This window comes from Martelella sp. UBA3392 (assembly GCF_002358775.1).
GTDB classification, from domain to species: Bacteria; Pseudomonadota; Alphaproteobacteria; order Rhizobiales; family Rhizobiaceae; genus Martelella; species Martelella mediterranea.
This window is the reverse complement of record NZ_DEPM01000145.1, coordinates 9,957-14,903: the sequence shown is the minus strand read 5'-3', so window position 1 is coordinate 14,903 and position 4,947 is coordinate 9,957. Positions and strand designations below refer to the sequence as shown.

Sequence of the window (4,947 nt, the reverse complement as noted above, 5' to 3'; positions counted from 1 at the left end):
CCCGCCGCTTCGGCCTAGGCGTCGATGACCTGCGGGCCATGACCGCGCGCGGGCAGGTCCGCTCATCGGTGGAGCGCGGCGACGGCGAGGATGCGGGCCGCTGGCGCCTCTCCTTCCGCATCGGCAATCGCCGCTGGCGGCTGACCGTGCGCGAGGATGGCATGATCGAGGACGACGAATTCAGCATCGTCACCTCAGGCGGGCGTTCGGCCTGAGGGCTATTCCGGGCGGCTGGTTTTCTTGTGCGAGGGCTGGTCGTCGGTTTCGGGATCTGCCGGCGCGCCGCTGTCGTCGCGACGTTCCGTTCCCAGCCAGGCCGGGTCCAGTTCGTGCAGAAAACAGGGCGGGGACGACACCTCCACCGCGCCTTCGTCCGGCTGATCCGTCTCGGCGTCGCGACCGTTCCTTTCCGTAATGACGGCCGCGAGGACCCGCGCGTGGTTGATGCATCCGTCGCGGGCGGCATAGAGCAATGTCACGGTGCCATGTTCGCTCTTTGCGCAAAGCTCATCAAACGCGGCGTCTTCCGCAAGCTCCGCGCGATAGCGCCGTTGAAAATCCTCCCACCGGTCTTTTCTGTGCGCGAACCATTTGCGCAATTCGCCTGAAGGCGCGACCTCCTTGGACCAGAGGTCGATGCGGGCCCTGTCCTTCGCAAGGCCGCGCGGCCAGAGACGGTCGACGAGAACGCGCAGGCCGTCGGCCTTGTCGGGTTCGTCATAGATCCGTTTGATCTTCACCGGCATCGTGCTGTCTCCCTCCCTGTGATGTAACGCTTCGGCAAATCAGCCGGTGGACTTGAAAGTCATCGCGTGTCGGACTATCGTTGAACATATCAATGTCCAATGGCGGGCATTCCATCGCAAAGCTGCGGATCTGAGAACCGTTTCCTTCAAGGGAGCGCTTCGAATGATGCCGCGGCTTTTTTGTTTTCATTTTAGACAGCGAGGAAAGCCGATGCCACCCCGGCATGTGATCCATTCTGCGCGTCATCTCCCGTTTCCGTCCATCGTTAGTCCTTGTCAGAACGGAGGACGGCGATGGGCGTAGAGCGTGTCAAAAGCGTCTGTCCCTATTGCGGCGTCGGCTGCGGCGTGGTGCTTGATGTCGAGGACGGGCGGATCGTCCGGCTATCGGGCGACAGGGACCATCCGGCCAATCGCGGACGGCTCTGCACCAAGGGCAAGACCGCGCATGAAGCGATCTCTGCGCCGGGTCGTCTCGAAAACGCGCTGGTCCGGCGGGATGCGGATGTTGCGCCCGCAACCACGTCCGTCGAGACCGCGATCGCCGAGACGGCGAAGCGCTTGCGCGCCATTGCCGATGAACACGGCCCCGACGCCATTGCGCTCTATGTCTCCGGCCAGATGTCGATGGAGGCGCAGTATCTCGCCAACAAGCTCGCCAAGGGTTTTTTGCGCACCCGCCATATCGAATCCAATTCCAGGCTGTGCATGGCTAGCGCCGGGTCCGGCTACAAGCTGTCGCTCGGCGCGGATGCGCCGCCGGGGTCCTATGAAGACATCGAGAAGGCCGATCTGTTTCTGGTGATCGGCTCGAACATGGCCGATTGCCATCCGATCCTGTTCCTGCGGATGATGGACCGAGTGAGAGAAGGCGCAAAGCTGATCGTCGTCGATCCGCGCCGCACTGCGACTGCCGAGAAAGCCGATCTGCATCTCGCGCCGAAACCCGGAACCGACCTCGCTCTGCTGAACGGGCTTCTGCATCTGATTGTCGAAGCGGGCGGCGTCGATCAGGCCTTTGTCGAGGCCTATACGGAGGGCTGGGCGGATATGCCCGCCTTTCTCGCCGACTATCCGCCGGAGCGGGTCGCGGCGATCACCGGGCTTGAGGTCGAGGACATCAGTGCCGCTGCCGATATGGTGCTTGCCGCCGGCGAATTCATGACGTTCTGGACCATGGGCCTCAATCAGTCCGTCCAGGGCACCTTCAACACCAATGCGATCTGCAATCTGCATCTGGCCACGGGCAAGATCTGTCGCCCCGGCAGCGGACCCTTCTCGCTGACGGGCCAGCCGAATGCCATGGGCGGGCGCGAGATGGGCTATATGGGGCCGGGGCTGCCGGGGCAGCGTTCGGCGCTGGTGGAGGTTGACCGGCGCTTTTGCGAGGCGCGCTGGGGCCTTGCACCCGGCACCATCCGCGCCGAGGAAGGCACCGGCACCATCGCCATGTTCGAGGCGATGGCGGCGGGCGCGATCAGGGCCGCCTGGATCATCTGCACCAATCCGGTCGCAAGCGTCGCCAACCGCAAGACGGTGACGGCGGCGCTTGAACGCGCCGAATTCGTCGCGGTCCAGGATGCCTATGCCGAGACCGAAACCTCGCCCTATGCCGATATCCTTCTGCCGGCGGGAGTCTCGTTCGAGGCCGATGGCGTCATGGTCAATTCCGAGCGCAATATGGCGCTGACAGTGGCGGCCGCAAAGGCGCCGGGCGAGGCCCTGCCGGACTGGCAGATCATCGCGAAAGTCGCCTGCGCCATGGGCTATGAGGCGGCCTTCACCTATGAGAGCGCGGCGGAGGTGTTCGAGGAAATCCGGCAGTTTTCCAATCCCGCGACCGGTTATGACATTTCCGGCGTCACGCATGCGCGTCTGCGTGAAGGCAGCATCCAGTGGCCGGCATCCGAGACCGGGCAAACCACGCGCAACCCGATCCGCTACCGCGTGCCTGACAGAGGATTGACATTCGCTACCGAAAGCGGCCGGGCGAAGTTCTGGCCGCGACCGCACTTCGGCCCGCGCGAAATGCCGGATGGCGACTATCCGTTCATTCTCAACACCGGCAGGCTGCAGCACCAGTGGCACACGATGACCAAGACCGGCAAGGTCGCCCGGCTGAACAAGCTCAATGCCGCGCCCTTCGTCGAGATCAATCTGGCCGATGCGGCGGCGCTCGGGATCGGCGACAACGACCGGGTGTCCGTCGCCTCGCGCCATGGCAGCGCGATACTGCCTGCCATCGTCACCGATCGGGTTTCCCCGGGCGCGCTGTTTGCGCCGTTTCATTGGAACGATGTGTTCGGCGACCAATTGGCGGTCAACGCGGTGACCGGCGATGCCGTCGATCCGATATCGCTCCAGCCGGAGTTCAAGGTGACGGCGGTGGCGCTCGCCCGCGTGGCGGCGGCCAAGCCCGATGGGCTGGTGGTTGCGCGGGGCAAGGCCGAGGCCGTGCCGGTATTGGCGGAAGGCAAGGACGCGCAGCCGGACCCGAACCCGTCAAGGCCCGGTGTCTCCGTGTTATTCGCCTCGCAGACGGGGACTGCCGAAATGGCGGCCGCCGATCTTTGCGACGCGCTTGGCGCGGCGGGGTACCGCGCGGCATTGCGTCCGCTCGACGCGGTCTCGCCGCATGACCTTGCGACAAAGGAGCCAGTACTTTTCATCGTCAGCACCTTCGGCGATGGCGATCCGCCCGATCATGCGGACGATTTCTGGGCGGCGCTCTTGCGCGAGGATGCGCCGCGACTGGAGGACCTCAGCTACGCCGTGGTGGCGATGGGCGACAGTTCCTATGATCAATTCTGCGGCTTCGGCCGGAAGCTGGATGCCCGGCTCGAAGTGCTCGGCGCGGCGCGTCTGGCCGCCTGCCGCACGCTGGATGCGGGCGAGGAGGGGGACGCTGTTGCGGCGGCGATGGCCGCTCTTTCCGGGCCTTCGAATGGCGCGGCGGCCTCGGCTGAAACCGCCGTCCGATCCAATGGGCGCAAACCGCCGCAAACCGTTCCGGCCAGGCTCAGTGTCAACCGGCTGCTCAGCGGCGCTGGCAGCGCCAAGGAGGTGCGCCAGTTCGGCTTCCGGGTCGATGGCGCGGCGGATTACGAGGCGGGCGATGCGCTCTCCATCATGCCGCGCAACTGTCCCGAACTTGTCGATGAAATCCTGACCTCTCTGCAACTGCCGGCGGAAACGCCGATTTCCGGCATCAATGGCCACGATATCGGCATTGGCGAGGCATTGCGCGATCATTTCGAGATCGGTCAGCCGCATCCGGATTTCCTCAAATGGTGGGCGGATGTCAGCGGCCATGAAACGTTGAAGGCGCTGACAGGCGCGGCGGACCGGAAAGCCCTCAATGACTGGCTCTGGGGCCGGCAGATCGCCGATATTCTCGCCATCGCGCCGAAACCCGTTGCCGGGCAGGACTTCTGCGACCATCTGAAGAAGCTGCAGCCGCGGCTCTATTCGATTGCCTCCAGCCCGAAGGCGAGCCCGGACGAAATCCATCTGACGGTTTCGGTGCTGCGCCATGCCCGTCACGGAAAGAGCCGCAAGGGCGTCGCCTCGGCATTTTTGGCGGACAGGGCGGCGGCCGAACCGGTGCGCGTTTCGGTGAAGAGACAGGCGCATTTCCGCCCACCCGCCGATCCCGACACACCGGCGATCATGGTCGGGCCGGGTACCGGCATCGCTCCGTTCCGCGCCTTTCTGCAGGACCGGGAGGCGGCGGGCGCGGGCGGGCCGAACTGGCTGTTCTTCGGCGAGCACTCGCGCGATAGCGGCTATTACTACAGCGACGAGATCGAGGCCTGGCTGAAGGGCGGGTTGCTGACCCGCTTCGACACCGCCTTTTCGCGCGATCAGGCGGAGAAGATTTATGTCCAGCACCGCATGGCGGAAAACGGCCGTGAAATCTGGGACTGGCTGCAGGAGGGCGCGCATTTCTATGTCTGCGGCGATGCGAGCCGCATGGCGAAGGATGTGGATGCCGCGCTCCGTACGATTGCCGAGACCCATGGCGGGCTTTCGCAAGCAGCCGCCGAAGGCTACGTTAAGACGCTGATCAGGGAAAAACGTTATATGCGCGATGTCTATTGACCGTTTTGCGGAAGCCGCCTCATGAACACCAGTGATCTCGCGATCCTTGTCATCGATGAAAACGCGATCCGCGCCGCCATTATCCGGGACGGCCTGCTCA

Annotated in this window: 3 protein-coding genes; 2 read left to right on the top strand and 1 reads right to left on the bottom strand. The window is 64.5% G+C overall.

Annotated elements, in window-relative coordinates:
* On the top strand, positions 1–215 hold a 215-nt coding region (locus tag B4E36_RS11115), incomplete at its 5' end, for a DUF6522 family protein (RefSeq protein WP_345900344.1).
* Positions 216–218: 3 nt separating this feature from the next.
* Here the strand turns inward: B4E36_RS11115 and B4E36_RS11110 are convergent.
* A complete protein-coding gene (locus B4E36_RS11110) occupies positions 219–746 on the bottom strand; it encodes a DUF488 domain-containing protein (protein ID WP_345900343.1) in 528 nt (175 codons plus the stop codon).
* A gap of 294 nt (positions 747–1,040) precedes the next feature.
* On the opposite strand from B4E36_RS11110, the gene B4E36_RS11105 reads away from it, so the two are divergent.
* Complete coding sequence (locus B4E36_RS11105; RefSeq protein ID WP_292052039.1) at positions 1,041–4,847, top strand: molybdopterin-dependent oxidoreductase; 3,807 nt, start codon at positions 1,041–1,043, stop codon at positions 4,845–4,847.
* Positions 4,848–4,947: the final 100 nt, after the last annotated feature.